We start from the raw sequence: 16,186 nt of genomic DNA, 5'->3' as shown, positions 1-16,186 counted from the left end.
AGGTGACTGATTCCGCCGCGTCCATCAACGATGATGTCGAAGGCAGGGCTCGATGAGCAGTACTACTGAGGTGGTGGCGGCGAAGGAGCCGCGCCGCGTCTCCCTCTACAAGGGCGACCCGGGAATGTTGAATTGGGTGCTGCACCGCATCAGCGGCGTCACCATCTTCTTCTTCCTCTTCGTCCACGTCCTCGACACCGCGGTCATCCGCATCGACCCCGAGGCCTACGACGCGGTCATCAAGACGTACAAGACGCCGCTCATCGGTCTTCTCGAGATCGGCCTGGTCATGGCCATCCTGTTCCACGCCCTCAACGGCATCCGCGTGATCCTCGTGGACTTCTGGAGCAAGGGCGTGCAGTACCAGAAGGCGATGTCGATCGCGGTGTGGGTGGTCTTCCTGATCACCGGCGCCGGCATGGCCGCCCGTCTCCTCTACATCATGTTCACGAACTAGGGGACCGATAGATGACTACCGCGAACGAGCCCAAGCTCGCCAAGACGCTGCTCAAGCAGTACGACCGCCCCGCCTCGCTCGACAACCCCCGCTCCCCGCACCGTCCCACCGGCGGCAACTTCGAGAAGTACGCATGGCTGTTCATGCGCTTCTCGGGCATCGCCCTGCTGGTGCTGGTCTTCGGCCACGTTTTCATCATGCTGGCGCTCGACAGCGACGGCGTGCACCGGATCAACGCCGCGTTCGTCGCGCAGCGCTGGGCCAGCCCGTTCTGGCAGATCTGGGACATCACCATGCTGTGGCTCGCCCAGTTGCACGGCGGCAACGGCCTGCGCGTGATCATCGATGACTACGCCAAGAAGGACCGCACCCGCTTCTGGCTCAAGGCACTGCTCGTCCTGTCGATGATCCTCGTGGTCGGCCTCGGCTCGTACGCGCTGCTCACGTTCGAACCGGCCTCCGTGCCCACCGCGCAGTAGCGCCAGGAAGGACTCACCCGCATCATGCAGGAACATCGTTACGACGTGGTGATCATCGGCGCCGGTGGCGCCGGTATGCGCGCTGCCATCGAGGCCGGCCCGCGGGCCCGCACCGCAGTGCTCACCAAGCTCTACCCCACTCGCTCGCACACCGGCGCGGCGCAGGGCGGCATGTGCGCCTCGCTGGCCAACGTCGAGGAGGACAACTGGGAGTGGCACACCTTCGACACGGTCAAGGGCGGCGACTACATCGTCGACCAGGACGCTGCGGAGATCATGGCCAAGGAGGCCATCGACGCGGTGCTCGACCTGGAGAAGATGGGTCTGCCGTTCAACCGCACGCCCGAGGGCAAGATCGATCAGCGCCGCTTCGGCGGCCACACCCGTGATCACGGCAAGGCGCCCGTGCGTCGCGCCTGCTACGCCGCGGATCGCACGGGGCACATGATCCTGCAGACGCTCTATCAGAACTGCGTCAAGCACGATGTGGAGTTCTTCAACGAGTTCTACGTCCTCGACATCGCACTCACCGAGACCGAGAACGGTCCCGTCGCGACCGGAGCGGTGGCCTACGAGCTGGCGACCGGCGAGCTGCACGTCTTCCACGCCAAGGCGATCATCTTCGCCACCGGCGGCTCCGGGCGGATGTACAAGACCACTTCCAATGCGCACACCCTCACCGGTGACGGCATGGGCATCGTCTTCCGCAAGGGCCTGCCCCTGGAGGACATGGAGTTCCACCAGTTCCACCCGACGGGCCTCGCGGGCCTGGGCATCCTCATCACCGAGGGCGTCCGCGGCGAGGGCGGCATCCTGCGCAACGTGGACGGCGAACGCTTCATGGAGCGTTACGCCCCCACCATCAAGGACCTCGCCCCCCGCGACATCGTCGCCCGGTCGATGGTGCTCGAAGTGCTCGAAGGCCGCGGCGCCGGACCGAACAAGGACTACGTGCTCCTGGATGTCACGCACATCCCGGAGGAGACCCTGATGGCCAAGCTGCCGGACATCATGGAGTTCTCGCGTACCTACCTCGGTGTCGACCCGGTCACCGAGCTGGTGCCGGTGTACCCCACCTGTCACTACGTGATGGGCGGCATCCCCACCAACATCCACGGCGAGGTGCTGCGCGACAACGAGAACGTCGTCCCCGGCCTCTACGCCGCCGGCGAGTGCGCCTGCGTCTCGGTGCACGGCGCCAACCGCCTGGGCACCAACTCGCTGCTCGACATCAACGTCTTCGGCCGCCGCTCCGGCATCGCCGCCGCCGAGTACGCCAACACCCACGACTTCGTCCCGCTCCCGGAGAACCCGGCCGAGATGGTCGAGAACTGGGTCGCGAACATGCTCAGCGATCACGGCAACGAGAACGTGATGGCCATCCGCACCGAGTTGCAGCAGACGATGGACAACAACGCCGCCGTCTTCCGCACCGAGAAGACCCTCACCCAGGCCCTCGAGGACGTCCGCGCTCTCAAGGCCCGCTACGACCATGTCACCGTGACCGACAAGGGCAAGCGGTTCAACAGCGACCTCCTCGAGGCCATCGAGCTCGGCTTCCTCCTGGAACTCGCCGAGGTCACCGTCGTCGGCGCGATCAACCGCAAGGAGACCCGCGGCGGCCACGCCCGCGAGGACTACCCCAACCGCGACGACGAGAACTTCATGGTGCACACCATGGCCTACAAGGAGGGCGAGGGCCTGGCCTCGGAGATCCGTCTCGACACCAAGCCCGTCGTGCAGACCCGCTACGAGCCGATGGAGCGTAAGTACTGATGACCGCTACCGCTGAATTCACGTCATCGACCGTCAACCCCCCGGTTCCGCCCGGCTCGACCATGGTCACGATCAAGGTCTACCGGTTCAACCCGGAAGATCCGGATGCCGCCGGCTGGCAGAGCTACAAGGTTCCTGCGCTGCCCTCGGACCGCTTCCTGAACCTGCTGCTGTACATCAAGGGCTACCTCGACGGCACCCTCACCTTCCGCCGCTCCTGCGCCCACGGCGTGTGCGGCAGCGACGCCATGCGGATCAACGGTGTGAACCGACTGGCCTGCAAGATGCTGATGAAGGACTTCCTCCAGGAGGGCAAGGAGGTCACCATCACGGTCGAGCCCATCCGCGGCCTGCCCGTGGAGAAGGACCTCGTGGTCGACATGGAGCCCTTCTTCGACGCCTTCCGCGCCGTGAAGCCCTACCTGATCACCTCGGGCAACGAGCCCACGCGCGAGCGGATCCAGTCGCCCACCGACCGTGAGCGTTTCGACGACACCACCAAGTGCATCCTGTGCGCCTGCTGTACCACCAGTTGTCCGGTGTACTGGATGGACGGCTCGTACTTCGGCCCGGCCGCGATCGTGAACGCGCACCGGTTCATCTTCGACAGCCGCGACGAAGGTGCCGCTGAGCGCCTGGACATCCTCAACGACGTCGACGGCGTGTGGCGTTGCCGCACCACCTTCAACTGCACCGATGCGTGCCCCCGTGGCATCCAGGTGACGAAGGCCATCCAGGAGGTCAAGCGCGCCCTCCTGTTCAGCCGCTAGCCAACAACTGCAGCCAGAGTCGCCCCGGGTCTCGCCTACGAGACCCGGGGCGTTCTCTTTCCCGGAGAGGATCGCCCGTGAGCGCCGGCCTCATGACCACCCCGATCGACGCGAGCGTGCTGCGCGGCCACCTCGACCTCGAACGCACCCCGCGCGGACTCGTCCCCCACCGGCTTCCGCCTGCCGCGCGGCGCCGGATCCCGGACGAACGCCTCGCATCGGCGCAGGCGCAGCCCTCGGGAATGCGATTGGTGTTCCGCACCGCGGCAACGACACTCGAGCTCGAGACCATCCCCACCAAACGGGTCTACGCGGGTCTCCCGCCACGTCCCGACGGGGTGTACGACCTGCTGGTCGACGGCCGGCTGATCGCCCAGACGACGGTGCCCGGCGGCGATCTCGACACCGTGGTCGACATGACGACCCAGGAGACCGTCGTCACGGAGGGTACCTCGGGCACGGCCCGATTCGACGACCTGCCACCGGGCGAGAAGCGGGTGGAGATCTGGCTTCCGCACAACGAAGCCGCCCGGTTGATCGCACTGCGTTCCGATGCCCCCATCGCGCCGATCGCCGACGACGCGCGCCGGGTCTGGTTGCACCACGGCAGCTCGATCAGCCACGGCTCCAATGCCACCCATCCCACGGGCACCTGGCCCGCGATCGCGGCCACCGCGCGCGGCGTCGACCTGATCAATCTCGGCTTCGGCGGCAGCGCGCTCCTCGATCCGTTCACGGCGCGCACGATGCGGGATACCCCGGCCGATCTGCTGAGCATCAAGATCGGCATCAACATCGCCAACGGCGACGTGATGCGGTTACGCGCGTTCACCGCGGCGATGCACGGCTTCCTCGACACCGTCCGGGACGGCCATCCCACCACGCCGCTCCTCGTGATCTCCCCCATCCTGTGCCCCATTCAAGAACACACCCCGGGCCCCGTGATGCCGGTCCCCACACGGAGCGGTCTCCGCTTCGAGGCGACGGGCGATCCGGCGGACGTGCGTTTCGGACGGCTCACCCTCACGGTGATTCGGGACGAACTCGCGCGGATCGTCACGGATCGGGCTGCCGAGGACGCGAACCTGCACCTGCTCGACGGCCGTGCCCTGTACGGGCCGGACGACCACGCCCGACTCCCGCTGCCCGATGCACTGCATCCCGACGGCACCACGCACCGATTGATCGGTGAACGGTTCAGCGATCTCGCATTCGGCCACGGCGGCGCATTCCATCAGTGACACCACATCGACGTCACCACGACACCATGCTGTAACTGTCGCTGAACTGCGGTTTTGCATGATCCTCGGCGGCCACACTTGACGTGACACCACAATGGTGTCACAGTAGTGCCATGGACCTCACGCCCTACGTCACCGAACTCCAGCGACAGCTGGCCGGCCCGGCCGAGCGCGAACTGGCCGACGCCGCCGACAACGGACTCGACGATCCGCGCGAGGCGGCCCAGCGACTCGCCGCCAGTGTCGACGCCGCCGCCCGCCTGGTACTGCTCGACGCGCTGTCGGCGGCGGCCGGGGCGATCACCCGCGACCTCGCGCCCGGCTCCGTCGATCTACGACTGCGCGGCCGCGAGGTGGACTTCGTCGTCACCCAGGCGCCCGCCGAGACGGATTCACCCGAGGCGGCCCCCGCGGTCGACATCGACGACACCAGCACCGCGCGCACCACTCTCCGTCTGCCCGACGCGCTCAAGGCACGGGTCGATGAAGCCGCGGCGGCCGACGGCCTGTCGGTGAATACCTGGCTGGTTCGTGCGATCGCGGCGGCCGTCTCCCCCAAACAGCGACGCTCCTCGCCGCGCGCATTGCGTACCGGCGACGATTTCGCCGGCTGGGCGAGGTAACCGCCTCCCCGCACCCCCTGAAAAAGAACGACTCGATCAGCCCCGCGGTCGCGCGGGGCGGACCGGCCATACCCGAAATACCCTCTGCGAAAGGACATCCCATGCCTACATTCGACACCCCGTCGCCCATCGACCTCGCCGTCAACCTCCAGGTCGGCGATCTCGAGGTGATCGCCGGCGACCGCACCGACACCGTCGTCACGATCTCCCCCACATCTGCGTCCAAGAGCGCCGACCGGCGCGCCGCCGAGGTCACCCGCGTGGAGTTCGACGGTGCCCGGCTCACCGTGGTGGGCCCTAAGCCGAAGTTCAGCCTGTTCGGCCCGTCCGAGTCCGTCGACGTGCGCGTCGAACTCCCGACGGGATCACGACTCACCGCCGAGGTGGCCTACGGCGGGACGCACAGCACGGGCCGACTCGGCGCCACGCGCATCAAGAACCCCGGTGGCCTCGTCGAACTCGGCGACACCGGCGACCTCTGGGTGCGAGCGGGGCACGGCAACGCCACGGTGGGCGATGTCGCCGGCTCCGCCGAGGTGACCGCCGATCACGGACAGATCCGGGCCGGCCGGATCGACGGAGACGCCCGCCTCAAGGCTTCACACGGCAGCGTCCGGGTGGAGGAGACCGGCGGCGCCGTCGAGGCCAACCTCTCGTACGGCGACCTCGATATCACGCGCTCCCTCGGTTCCGTCGCCGCGAAGACCGCCTACGGCTCGATCACGCTGCAGGAGGTGGTCTCCGGGGCCGTCGAGGTGGAGAGCGGCTACGGCCAGATCACGGTGGGGGTGAGCGCCGGTACCCCCGCCTGGCTCGACCTCAGCTCCAAGGAGGGGCGGGTCCGCAACGAGCTCGACGGCGACGATGCACCGTCGGACACCGAGAACTCCGTGTCCGTCAAGGCTCGGACCAACTACGGCGACATCGCCATCCGGCGCGCCCGCTGACGCGCCACACCGACGAGGAGAAACCCATGACCATGACTACGACCGACACCGCGATCGCGGTGCGCGGCATCGAGAAGTCGTACAAAGACCTCCAGGTACTGCGAGGCGTCGACTTCGACGTCGCGGCCGGCAGCATCTTCGCCCTGCTGGGTTCCAACGGCGCCGGCAAGACCACGCTGGTGCGCATCCTGTCCACCCTGCTGCACCCCGACGCCGGCACTGCCGTCGTCCACGGCTACGACGTGCGCGACGAGCCGCAGCTGGTCCGCGAATCCATCAGCCTCACCGGACAGTTCGCCGCGGTCGACGAGGTGCTCAGCGGCAGGGAGAATCTGATCCTGATAGCCCGGCTGCGGCACGAGACCGACCCCGAGGCGGTGGCGGACGATCTGCTCGACCGGTTCCGCCTCACCGAGGCCGGCGGCCGCAAGGTCGCGACCTATTCCGGCGGTATGCGGCGGCGGCTCGACATCGCGATGAGCCTGATCGGGAATCCGGCGGTGATCTTCCTCGACGAGCCCACTACCGGCCTCGACCCCGAGGCGCGCATCGACGTCTGGGAGGTGGTGCAGGGCTTGGCCGCTCGCGGCACCACGGTGCTGCTCACCACCCAGTACCTAGAGGAGGCGGAACAGCTCGCCGATCGCATCGCCATCCTGCGTGACGGCACCATCATCGCCAACGGCACGCTCGCGGAGCTCAAGCGCCTGCTGCCGCCCGCGAAGGTCGAGTACGTCGAGAAACAGCCCTCGCTCGAAGAGATCTTCCTGGCGCTCACCGGTGCCGTCACCCCGCCCCGCCCCGAATCCGAGGAACCGTCATGACCACCCACGCAGTCTCCGATACCCATGCCCTGCTGGGACGCTCGCTCAAACACATCACCCGGAGCGCGGACACCATCATCACCACCGCGCTCACCCCGATCGCGATGATGCTGCTGTTCGTGTACGTGTTCGGCGGAGCGATCAAGACCAGCACGGGCGAGGCCAACTACGTCAATTACCTGCTGCCCGGCATCCTGCTCATGGCCATCGCCTCGGGTATCGCCTACACCGCACTGCGCATGTTCAACGATATGCACGGCGGCATCTTTGAACGCTTCCAGTCGATGCCGATCGCCCGCTCGTCGGTGCTGTGGGCGCACGTGCTCACATCGATGGTGGCCAACGCCATCACGGTGGCGATCATCATCGGCGTCGCCCTGCTCATGGGCTTCCGTTCGTCCGCCGGTCCGCTGGCATGGCTCGGGGTGTTCGGCATCCTCGCGCTGTTCACGCTGGCGCTCACCTGGATCGCGGTGATCGCCGGTCTGTCGGCGAAGACCGTCGACGGGGCCAGCGGCTTCTCCTACCCGCTGATCTTCCTGCCCTTCATCAGCTCCGCGTTCGTGCCGACCGACACGATGCCCGGCCCGGTGCGCGCCTTCGCCGAGAACCAGCCGGTCACTTCGATCGTGAACACGATCTCCGCGCTGCTCGCCGAACGGCCGGTGGTGACCTCCGATCTGGTATCGGCTCTGGCCTGGTGCACCGGCATCCTGGTGCTGGCCTACGCCGCCGCCATGCTGGTCTACCGCCGCAAGATCAGCTGAGCCGCAATCGCTCCGAGGTCTGCTGCGCCGTGCGCTGATGCGCGCGGCGCAGCATCGTGCTCATGCCGAGGTCGAGGGCTGATCCTTCCTCAGATGCACCGGGGTGGCGAAGCAGAGCACGGCGATGAAGCCGAAGATGAGCGCCGTCGCCGGGAGATAGATGCTGTTGCCCATCGCATCGGCGAAGGGTCCCTTGAGGAAATCGGGCAACGGTCCCACCGAGCCGCTTATCGCGTCCTGCGACGGCGCCTGCCCGGGCGGGAAGACCGGAGTGAGCTTGGCCTGGATCTGGTTCTGCATGAGCACCCCGACCGAGGCACTGCCGAGCACCGCGCCCACCTGACGGGTCATGTTGTACACGCCCGATCCGGCGCCCGCCAGAGCAAGGGGCAGATTGCGGTTGGCGGTGGTCGCGAGCGGGCCCCAGATGAAGGCATTACCCACGCCCATGAGCGCGATCGGCGCGAGGATCCCTACGACGGGCGTCGTCGGCGAGGCCACGGCGCCGAGCCAGAACAGTGCGATCGAGTTGGCGGCGAAGCCGAAGCCCGCCAGGTACCGCGGGTGCACCTGGTCGATCAGCTTGCCGGACAGGGGCGCCAGGCCACCCGAGATCACGGCCAGGGGAATCAGCAGCAGCGCCGACCGGGTGGGGGTGAGCCCCATCGACTTCTGCGCGAAGAGCATCAGCGGAATCGACATACCGGTCACGGAGAATCCCATGGTGGCGATGGCGACATTGGCGAGGGAGAAATTGCGGTCCTTGAACAGCGTCAGGGACATCAACGGCTCGGGAGCCCTCCCCTGCCACCAGACGAACACCGCCAGCAGGACGAGTCCCGCGATGATCAGGGTCCACACGCCGATCGGTACCGGTCCCAGGTGCCAGATGGTGCCCCAGTCGTACTTCTGCCCCTCCTGCAGGCCGAACGTGAGCAGGAACAGTCCGGCGGCACTGAGCACGATGCCCGGAATGTCGAAGCGGTGCTTGTGCGTCGGCAACGAGGGCACCAGGCGCACGGCGAGCAGGAAGGCGATCACGCCGACCGGAACGTTCACGAAGAACACCCATTCCCAGCCCAGGCGATCGACGAGCACACCTCCGGCGAGCGGGCCCACCAGAATCGCGACACCGGCCACCGAACCCCACAGCGCCATCGCGCTCCCGCGCTTGTCCGCGGGGAAGGTCCGGGTGATCACGGCCATCGTCTGCGGCGTCATCAATGCGGCGCCGAAGCCCTGCACCACGCGGGCGGCGATCAGCATCCCGGCGGTGCCCGACAGGCCGCACCAGGCCGATGCCGCGGTGAAGATCACCAGGCCGATCAGGTACAGGTTCTTCGGCCCGTACATATCGCCCAGGCGGCCGGCTACGAGTAGCGGCACCACGTACGCCAGCAGGTAGGCGCTGGTCACCCACACCACGCTGTTGAGATCGGTGCCCAAGCCCACCATGATCGAGTCGGTCGCCACCGACACGATGGTCGAGTCGACCAGGATCATGAAGAACCCGATCACCATGGCCCACAACGCGGGCCACGGGCGGTAGTCCTCGGGGAGCCCACCGCCGACGGGGCGGTCATCAGTCGTCGTCACAAGTGACCTTCCATTCCAGGGTTCCGGTGTCGACATCGTCGACGAGTTCGGTGAGCCAGGCGATCTCCGCCTCGCGCATCGTGGCGAGGTATTCGACCTCGATGAGGACCACCCGAGGGTGATCGGTCAGCTCGGCCAGGATCGCGCGCAGTGACGCGGCCTCGCGCTGGAGGACGGCGATGCGACTACGTAAGTGCGCTGCCACGTCGTCCGCGGGTAGGTTGTGCGCCTCGGAGAGCGCCAGCGGGAACGCCGGATACTCCCGCGCGGGCGTCGCCAAGGCCTCGCCCAGTTCCTCCCGCAGCACGAATCGCCCGGCGCGGGTGATCCGGTAGGTGGTGCGCTCGGGCCGGTTGCCCTCGCGCTCGGTGCCCACCGATTCCACGAATCCCTTCTCCGCCAACCGGTTCACAGTGTGATAGAGCGATCCAGGCCGGAGCTTGACCACTGTATCGGTGCGCCGCGCCGCCAGGGTCTGGAACATCTCGTAGGGGTGCATCTCCCGCTCGGTGAGCAGCGCGAGCGCCGCGATACCGAGCGGGGTGAGCCGCTTGGGGGAACCGCTGAGCACACCGAAGAAGCTAGCACGAATACTCCGCACGGAATAGTCCGCGCGGACTAATTAGGACGAAGCATCACGAATCGCCCGCATCGAAGGCCAGGGTCATGAGCGGGATCGGGCGGTCGATGGTCGCCTGGAACGCCGCGAGATCGGGGCTGTCGGCCAACGCCCACGCCGCGAACTCGTCGTACTCGTCACCCTCGAGCACCCGCGCCACGGCGGCCATCGTGCGGTCACCGATCTCGACGGTGACCCGCGGTTGTTTCTTCGCGTTGTGCCACCACGCTGGATACGCCCGCTCGATGAACGAGCTGACGAACATCTGCTCACCTCGGTACAGCGGGCCCAGTGGAACGGTGTGCGGCCTTCCGGAGCGGGCGCCGGTGGTGGTCAGCAGGATCAGGGTGCCACCCTGGTACGCGCCGCCGACCGCGCCCGCGTTGGCGCGGAACTCGGCGATCACACCGGCATTCCAGTCGCCGATGGTGTCTTCGGTCAGGGTGTTCCAGGGCATCTGCGGGTCGTCATAGGAGCCTGGTTCAGGAGCGTTCTCAGTCATGGTCGAAGTGTGACTCGAATTGGTGACAGTTTCTGTCCGCTGCCACCGGTTCCGTCACGATCTCCGTGATCCGCCAGGCACGCGCGGGCGAGGGCGACTTGCCACAGGAGGCGATACGGGGCTCCAGTTCGTCGGCCGCCACCGCCACCCGCCACACCCTTCCGTCGCGATGACGCACCGTGGCGAGACCGGTCGCCGCACCGTGTTTCGGCACGTCCCCGGATTCGACGGTGACCCGCACCAGATCGGGACCGAACGCCGGGACCGACTCACGCACCGCAACCTCGGCCACCTGCGCCACCGGTGGCGTCGACGAGCGGCCGCGGAGCCCGACCGTCGCAACCACACCGTCCCTCGCAGCATCGAAGACCTCTCTGGCCTCGACCTCGGTCACTCGACCGTAGGTGTAGCCGGTGGGGAGCACGATGAGCACGGGAGCGAATCGGTGGCCGCCGGTGTGCGAGCACTCCCACACCACCGGTTCGGCGTAGCCCGCCGCAAGGGCTGCGGCCAGCGGGCGGCCGCGGACGGCGCAGCACACATCGCGTTTGCCGTTGGTGCACACCAGCGCGATCGGCTCGGCGGGTTCGCCCGCGGCCGGATCATCCACGGGCAGCGAGGGGATCTGCGCGTACTCATCCACCTCGTACCTGCGCAGCGCCGTTTCTCCCGCAGCACTGCGGGCCACGTAGACCCGGTGCGCGGCGCGCGCGCCCGCCGCGCGCCCGGGACGCCGGATGAGCAATACGCGCAGGTCCCGCTCCTCGGCGAAACGCTCGATCGCCGCGCCCACCTCGGACGCGAAGTTCTCCCCGGAGAACGGATCACGACCCCAGCCTGCATCGTTCTCGATGCACAGCCATCCCAGTTCCTGGGTGGCAGTGCCCGGCAGGGGCTCGTCCACGAAATCCGAGCAGTGCGGAGTCTGGTGCATGAATTAATTGTATGGTTACAATCATTGTATGTCTACAACGATCTCGGGGCTGAGTTCGCGGCGCAAGCAGCTGGTGCTGCTCACCTGCAGCCTCAGCCTCTTGATCGTCTCCATGGACGCGACCATCGTCAACGTCGCACTCCCGTCGATCCGCACCGACATGTCCGCCACCGTCCAACAACTCCAGTGGGTGGTCGACGTCTACACCCTGACCCTCGCCGGGCTGCTGGTCCTGGCCGGCGCCGGAGCCGACCGCTTCGGCCGCCGCCGGGTGTTCCGGATCGGCCTGGCGGCCTTCGCCGTCGGCTCTCTGCTGTGCAGCCTCGCCCCCACCGTCGAGGTGCTCATCGCCGCCCGATTCACCCAGGCCGTCGGCGGTTCCATGCTCAACCCGGTGGCCATGTCGATCATCACCGCCACCTTCACGGGCCGGGTGGAGCGCGCCCGGGCGATCGGCGTGTGGGGCGCCGTGGTCGGCATCTCCACCGCCCTGGGCCCGCTCGTCGGCGGTGTGCTGATCGAGACGCTCGGCTGGCGTTCGGTGTTCTGGATCAACCTCCCGATCTGCACGCTCGCGCTCGGACTGACCTTCCTGGTGGTCCCGGAATCGCGGGCCGCACGGATCCGGAGTATCGATCCGATGGGACTGGTCCTGGCGGTCGCGGTGGTATTCAGCCTGGTGTTCGGGCTGATCGAGGAGCAGCCGCTGGTATTCCTGGGCACCGCCGCGGTACTGGCCGCTTTCGTGCTGCACGAGCGCCGTCACCCCTCGCCCTTCCTCGACCTCCGGTTCTTCCGCAGCATCCCGTTCTCGGCGGCCACCCTCACCGCGGTCTGCGCGTTCGCCGGATTCGGCGCTTTCCTGTTCACCATGTCCATCTACCTGCAGGACACGCGGCACCTCTCCGCCGTCCAGGCCGGCGTGATGTTCCTCCCGATGGCGCTCGCGGTGCTCGTCTGCTCGCCGGTCTCCGGCCGGATGGTGGCGACTTTCGGCGCGCGACCGTCGCTGGTGGGCGCCGGAGTGCTGATGACGACCGGTGCCGCCTCCCTGACCGCTGTGCATCCCGGCACCCCGCTGCCCCTGATCGCGTTCGCATTCGCGGTCTTCGGCGGCGGATTCGGCCTGGTCAACGCACCGATCACGAATTCAGCGGTGAACGGCATGCCGCTCGATCGCGCCGGCGCCGCGGCTGCGCTCGCCTCCACCAGCCGCCAGGTCGGTGTGAGCATCGGCGTCGCCCTGGCCGGGATCTCCGCGGGCGCGCAGCTGTGGTGGATCATCGCCGGTGCCACCACCTGCGTCCTCGCACTCGGTGTGATCTCCACCGGCCCCGCCGCCGCGCGCTCCGTGGAGCGCATCACCCCGCTGCTCGACGACCGGCGGGCCGCCGATGTCCGCTGAACCGCGCACTCCCGGACCCGATCCCGACGAGATCTGGGGCGAACTGGTCCGCATCGCCTTCGACGGCCGCGATGCCTGGCGGCGTACCGTCGTCGAGCGGACCGGCCTGCCGTTCAGCAGGATCCGGGCGCTGAACCGGCTCGCAAAGTTGGGCCCGATGACGCTCAAACAGCTCGCACACGCCGCCACGATGGATGCTCCCGCCGCCACGGTCACCGTCAACGACCTCGAGGCACGCGGACTGGTGATCCGCGAGACCGACCCCTGCGATCGCCGGTCGAAGCTGGTGACCCTCACCGATACCGGGCGCGCAGCGGTCGCGCTGGTCGCCGACACCCCGGATCCGGCGCCCGAGGCCCTGCGCGCCTTCAGCCCGGCGGATCTGCGGCGCCTCGGCGACATGCTTCGTCGTTTGCAGGATTGAACCGCGCGGGCGGATACGATTCGAGCCGATGACTGCTCGACTTCTCCGGGGCGCGCTCGCCGCCTGCCTGGTCGGGGGCCTCACGGCGCCCGGCCTCGCCGCCGCCGCCCCACCGCCGCCGCCGACGCCCGGTGTCACCACCCCGGCCGTGAGCACCGTGGTCACCGATACCTGCCCGCACAGGCAGGTGGCGCCGCCTGCGGTGGACGCCTCCGAAGTGCCCAAACCCGGCCAGAAGGCTCCCGCGCCGCTGCCGGTGCCGACCCCGCCCGTGGGCGGCGCCCGGCTCGCGGGCTGCGGGCTCGTCGTGCCCGACGGTGCGCCGCCGGTCCCGCAGGGCATCGACTCCGCGGGCTGGCTGGTGGCCGACCTCACGAGCGGCACCGTGGTGGCTGCAAAGGACCCGCACGGCCGGTACCGGCCCGCCAGCACCATCAAACTGCTCCTCGCTCAGGTGGCACTGCGCGAGCTGAACCTCGATACCGTCGTCTCCGGCACCGCCGAGGATGCGGCCCAGGAAGGCGACGCTGCGGGGGTCGCACCCGGCGGCCGATACACCGTGCGGCAACTCCTCGAAGGGCTACTGCTGATCAGCGGCAACGACACCGCGCACGCGCTCGCCCGTCAACTGGGCGGGGTGGACACCGCCGTAGCGAAGATGAACGATCTCGCGAAGTCACTGGGGGCCAAGGACACCCGTGCGATAACCCCGTCGGGCTTGGACGGCCCCGGCCAGACCACCAGCCCCTACGACTTGGCCCTGATATTGCAGAACGCCCTGCGCGACAAGCGGTTCACCGACATCGCGTCGACCCGGCAGATCACCTTCCCGGGCCATCCCCCGGTGCCGACCACGGGGCCGGCCACTCCCCTGCCACCGGGCGGTACGCCGCCGCCCGCACCGACCTCCGTGGCGCCGTATCCGATCATCAACGAGAACCGCATGCTCACCGATGTTCCCGGTGCCGTGGCCGGGAAGAACGGCTACACCGACGATGCGAAGAAAACCTACGTGGGCGCGGTGGATCGCGACGGTAAGCGGTACGTGGTAGTGCAGCTGTTCGGTCTGGCGTACACCGGCAACACCTACTGGGACCAGTTCCGCCGGCTACTGGATTACGGCGCGGCACTGAGCGGTAAGTCCGTCGGCAGCCTGGTCGCACCGGAAGGAGGCGGGGCCGTGGCGCCCGCGGCGAGTCCCGACGACCCCGTCGTCGAGGCGTCCCCCGGTATGGGTACCGGCACCCGCGTCGCGATCGGCCTCGGCGGACTCGTCGTGATCGGCGTCCTGGTCGCGGCCGCGATGCGCACCAGCAGGGGGCGGTAGGTGGGCTCGCCGGTGACCTCGATGGTCCCCCCGAAGGGGCTGCGCTCGGATTCACTGGGCCTGCTGGGCAACATGGCCATCGGCCTATCGTCGACGGCACCGGCCTACAGTCTGGCCGCCACCCTCGGGTACGTGGTGGCCACGGTGCACGACCGATCACCCGCGATGTTCGCGCTGGCCTTCGTTCCGATGCTCATGGTGGCCGTGGCGTACCGCGAACTAGCCGACGCCGTACCCGATTGCGGCACCACGTTCACCTGGGGCAGCAAGGCCTTCGGGCCGTGGGTCGGGTGGATGGGCGGTTGGGGTCTGGCGGTCTCCGCGATCATCGTGCTGGCGAACGTGGCCGAGATCTCCGGGGTCTACCTCATGCGCTTCCTCGGGGTGCCCGAACTCGCCGATTCACGCTGGCTGGTGACCGGTCTGGGCTGTGTGCTGATCGTGGCCATGACCTGGGTCAGCTACCGCGGCATCGTCGTCTCCGAACGGCTGCAGAACGTCCTGATGGCGGTGCAGTTCGCGGTGCTGGTGTTCGCGGCGGCCGCCGCGCTGGTGCTGGTGTACTCCGGCCGCGCCGGCGCCCAAGCCGTGCGGCCCAGCTGGTCGTGGCTCAGCCCGGCCGGGCTGAGCGCCTCGCAGATCGCCGCGGCGGTCATCCTGTGCATCTTCCTGTACTGGGGCTGGGACGCCTGCCTCGCGGTGGGAGAAGAAACGAAGGGCTCGGCCAGCACACCGGGACGCGCCGCCGTGCTCTCCACGGTGGTACTGCTGGGCACCTACGTCCTGGTCGCCGTGGCGGTGCAGGCCTACGCGGGTTTCGGAAGCACCGGGATCGGCTTGAACAACACCGAGAATCGCGATGATGTCCTCACCGTGCTGGGCGCGCCGGTAGGTGGGGCGGTCCTCGCCGGGTTGCTGCTGCTCACCGTCGCGATCTCGGCGCTCTCGTCCACACAGTCCACGGTGCTGCCCACCGCCCGGGGGACCCTCGCGATGGCCGTCTACAAGGCGGTTCCCGACCGGTTCGCCCGAGTCGACCCGAAGTACCTGACACCGTCCTTCGGCACCGTGGTGATGGGCGCGTCGGCACTGCTGTTCTACCTCACGCTGTCGCTGGTGAGCCGCAATGCGCTCGAGGACTCGATCACGTCGTTGGGGCTGGCGGTGGCCTTCTACTACGCGATCACTGCGTTCGCGTGTGTCTGGTACTTCCGTCGGACGCTGTTCCGGTCGGTACGGAACGTGGTGCTGCGGTTGATCTTCCCGCTGCTCGGCGGTCTCACGATGGTGTGGGCGTTCGGGCAGAGCGCGGTCGATATGATCGCGCCCGACTACGGCTCCACCACGATCGGCGGGATCGGCGGAGTCTTCGTGCTCGGTGTGGGCATGCTGGTGCTCGGCGTGCCCCTGATGCTCGCGTGCGCCGTACACCGTCCCGCGTTCTTCCGAGGGCGGACGTTGCCCCGAGACGCCGCCCGGGACTGACCGGCCCGCG

At 68.2% G+C, this 16,186-nt stretch carries 17 protein-coding genes; 13 read left to right on the top strand and 4 right to left on the bottom strand.

Annotated elements, in window-relative coordinates:
- Window positions 1–52 precede the first annotated feature (52 nt).
- The 9 genes from sdhC (at window position 53) to TPAU_RS04780 (ending at window position 7,884) form a co-directional block, all read left to right on the top strand.
- A complete protein-coding gene (sdhC, locus tag TPAU_RS04820) occupies window positions 53–457 on the top strand; it encodes a succinate dehydrogenase, cytochrome b556 subunit (RefSeq protein WP_013125640.1) in 405 nt (134 codons plus the stop codon).
- Between the two features lie 11 nt (window positions 458–468).
- Window positions 469–936, top strand: coding sequence for a succinate dehydrogenase hydrophobic membrane anchor subunit (locus tag TPAU_RS04815; RefSeq protein WP_013125639.1), 468 nt, complete (start codon window positions 469–471; stop codon window positions 934–936).
- Window positions 937–960: 24 nt separating this feature from the next.
- Window positions 961–2,712 carry a succinate dehydrogenase flavoprotein subunit gene (gene sdhA, locus TPAU_RS04810; protein WP_013125638.1) on the top strand — a complete coding sequence of 584 codons (1,752 nt, stop codon included), beginning with the start codon at window positions 961–963 and terminating at the stop codon, window positions 2,710–2,712.
- The gene (locus tag TPAU_RS04805; RefSeq protein WP_013125637.1) at window positions 2,712–3,482 is read left to right on the top strand and encodes a succinate dehydrogenase iron-sulfur subunit; all 771 of its coding nucleotides are present in this window, start codon (window positions 2,712–2,714) and stop codon (window positions 3,480–3,482) included. The genes sdhA and TPAU_RS04805 overlap by 1 nt, the downstream gene beginning before the upstream one ends.
- 92 nt (window positions 3,483–3,574) lie before the next feature.
- Entirely contained in the window at window positions 3,575–4,723 is a 1,149-nt protein-coding gene (locus TPAU_RS04800) for an SGNH/GDSL hydrolase family protein (protein WP_013125636.1), read from the top strand.
- Window positions 4,724–4,836: 113 nt separating this feature from the next.
- The gene (locus tag TPAU_RS04795) at window positions 4,837–5,346 is read left to right on the top strand and encodes a toxin-antitoxin system HicB family antitoxin (RefSeq protein ID WP_013125635.1); all 510 of its coding nucleotides are present in this window, start codon (window positions 4,837–4,839) and stop codon (window positions 5,344–5,346) included.
- A 101-nt stretch (window positions 5,347–5,447) separates the two neighbouring features.
- Window positions 5,448–6,293 (top strand): DUF4097 family beta strand repeat-containing protein, encoded by an 846-nt coding sequence (locus tag TPAU_RS04790; protein WP_013125634.1) that lies wholly within the window; start codon window positions 5,448–5,450, stop codon window positions 6,291–6,293.
- Between the two features lie 26 nt (window positions 6,294–6,319).
- Window positions 6,320–7,117 carry an ABC transporter ATP-binding protein gene (locus tag TPAU_RS04785; RefSeq protein WP_013125633.1) on the top strand — a complete coding sequence of 266 codons (798 nt, stop codon included), beginning with the start codon at window positions 6,320–6,322 and terminating at the stop codon, window positions 7,115–7,117.
- The gene (locus TPAU_RS04780; protein WP_013125632.1) at window positions 7,114–7,884 is read left to right on the top strand and encodes an ABC transporter permease; all 771 of its coding nucleotides are present in this window, start codon (window positions 7,114–7,116) and stop codon (window positions 7,882–7,884) included. The genes TPAU_RS04785 and TPAU_RS04780 overlap by 4 nt, the downstream gene beginning before the upstream one ends.
- Before the next feature lie 60 nt (window positions 7,885–7,944).
- On the opposite strand, the gene TPAU_RS04775 is transcribed toward TPAU_RS04780, so the two are convergent.
- The 4 genes from TPAU_RS04775 to TPAU_RS04760 form a co-directional block, all read right to left on the bottom strand.
- Window positions 7,945–9,405 carry a DHA2 family efflux MFS transporter permease subunit gene (locus TPAU_RS04775; RefSeq protein ID WP_245537883.1) on the bottom strand — a complete coding sequence of 487 codons (1,461 nt, stop codon included), beginning with the start codon at window positions 9,403–9,405 and terminating at the stop codon, window positions 7,945–7,947.
- Between the two features lie 61 nt (window positions 9,406–9,466).
- Entirely contained in the window at window positions 9,467–10,051 is a 585-nt protein-coding gene (locus TPAU_RS04770) for a PadR family transcriptional regulator (RefSeq protein WP_041944290.1), read from the bottom strand.
- A 64-nt stretch (window positions 10,052–10,115) separates the two neighbouring features.
- The gene (locus TPAU_RS04765; RefSeq protein WP_013125629.1) at window positions 10,116–10,601 is read right to left on the bottom strand and encodes a nitroreductase/quinone reductase family protein; all 486 of its coding nucleotides are present in this window, start codon (window positions 10,599–10,601) and stop codon (window positions 10,116–10,118) included.
- The gene (locus TPAU_RS04760; protein WP_013125628.1) at window positions 10,594–11,535 is read right to left on the bottom strand and encodes a ferredoxin family protein; all 942 of its coding nucleotides are present in this window, start codon (window positions 11,533–11,535) and stop codon (window positions 10,594–10,596) included. The genes TPAU_RS04765 and TPAU_RS04760 overlap by 8 nt, the downstream gene beginning before the upstream one ends.
- 28 nt (window positions 11,536–11,563) lie before the next feature.
- On the opposite strand from TPAU_RS04760, the gene TPAU_RS04755 reads away from it, so the two are divergent.
- The 4 genes from TPAU_RS04755 to TPAU_RS04740 are packed head-to-tail and all read left to right on the top strand — an operon-like array spanning window position 11,564 to window position 16,176.
- Window positions 11,564–12,940, top strand: a complete 1,377-nt coding sequence (locus tag TPAU_RS04755) for an MFS transporter (RefSeq protein WP_013125627.1) — start codon at window positions 11,564–11,566, stop codon at window positions 12,938–12,940.
- The gene (locus TPAU_RS04750) at window positions 12,930–13,364 is read left to right on the top strand and encodes a MarR family winged helix-turn-helix transcriptional regulator (protein WP_013125626.1); all 435 of its coding nucleotides are present in this window, start codon (window positions 12,930–12,932) and stop codon (window positions 13,362–13,364) included. Before TPAU_RS04755 ends, TPAU_RS04750 begins: the two co-directional genes overlap by 11 nt.
- Before the next feature lie 28 nt (window positions 13,365–13,392).
- Window positions 13,393–14,691 (top strand): D-alanyl-D-alanine carboxypeptidase family protein, encoded by a 1,299-nt coding sequence (locus TPAU_RS04745; RefSeq protein ID WP_013125625.1) that lies wholly within the window; start codon window positions 13,393–13,395, stop codon window positions 14,689–14,691.
- A 21-nt stretch (window positions 14,692–14,712) separates the two neighbouring features.
- A complete protein-coding gene (locus TPAU_RS04740) occupies window positions 14,713–16,176 on the top strand; it encodes an APC family permease (protein WP_049825936.1) in 1,464 nt (487 codons plus the stop codon).
- Window positions 16,177–16,186 lie beyond the last annotated feature (10 nt).

It is taken from the genome of Tsukamurella paurometabola DSM 20162 (assembly GCF_000092225.1).
GTDB classification, from domain to species: domain Bacteria; phylum Actinomycetota; class Actinomycetes; order Mycobacteriales; family Mycobacteriaceae; genus Tsukamurella; species Tsukamurella paurometabola.
The sequence above is the reverse complement of the archived record's forward strand: the minus strand, read 5'-3'. Positions and strand labels throughout refer to the sequence as shown.